The sequence below is a fragment of the Methylorubrum sp. POS3 genome (assembly GCF_043352485.1).
GTDB lineage: Bacteria > Pseudomonadota > Alphaproteobacteria > Rhizobiales > Beijerinckiaceae > Methylobacterium > Methylobacterium suomiense.
This window is the reverse complement of record NZ_JAPRBT010000030.1, coordinates 1-836: the sequence shown is the minus strand read 5'-3', so window position 1 is coordinate 836 and position 836 is coordinate 1. Positions and strand designations below refer to the sequence as shown.

The window sequence follows — 836 nt, the reverse complement described above, 5'->3', positions numbered from 1 at the left end:
GCCGACGGCCGGCCGACGACGCCGGACAAGGACACGCCGAGCCGGCACATCGCCAGCTGCTGCAAGGCCCGGTTCGGCGTCGCCGCACCCCTGCCGTTCGGAGGCTTCCCCGGTGTCGGGCGCGTACGTGTTTGACGACGGCTGCACCGCGCGCTGGCGCGCGGCGGTCGAGGCCCATAAGGCGCATGCCGCCGCGGACTGGCCGCGCGAGGCCTGCGGGCTGATCGATGGTGAGGGGATGTATCACCCCTGCGCCAACATCGCCGAGGACCCGGTCCGCACCTTCGAGATCGCCGACGCGGATCTGGCGGCGGTCGATGGCGGCTGCCCGGCCGCGCTGCTGCACTCGCACACCGCGATCCCGCAGGAGGGTGGTCCGGCATTGCCACCGCTCGATGCGCCGTCGGCGGCGGACATGCGCACGCAGCGGGACATGGCGATCCCGTGGGGGATCACCCTGTGCGTTGAGGGCGGAGCGAGCGATCCGTTCTGGTTCGGCGAGGGCGTACCCCGCCCGCCGCTCTACGGCCGGTCGTACCGGCACGGGGTCGACGACTGCTACAGCTTCATCCGCGACTGGCACGCCAGCGTGGTGGGCCTGACCCTTCCGGACTTTCCGCGCGACCTCGATTGGTGGGAGCCCGAGCCCGGCCTGCCGCAGCAGGACCTCTACCGCGAGGGCTTCGCGGCGGCGGGCTTTGCCCGGGTCGAGCGCCCGGACGGTCCGCTGCCCGGCGACGTGTTCCTGTGCGCGGTCCGCGCGCCGGTGATGAACCACGGCGGCGTCTATCTCGGCGACGGGCTGATCGGGCATCACCTCATGCACCAGCTGTCGC

General features: G+C 72.7%; 1 protein-coding gene. It reads left to right on the top strand.

What is annotated here, in order from left to right; translation table 11 throughout:
* Window positions 1-112: 112 nt before the first annotated feature.
* Window positions 113-836, top strand: a 724-nt coding sequence (locus OWC43_RS23375) for an NlpC/P60 family protein (RefSeq protein WP_393958676.1), incomplete at its 3' end; no start/stop codon positions are given.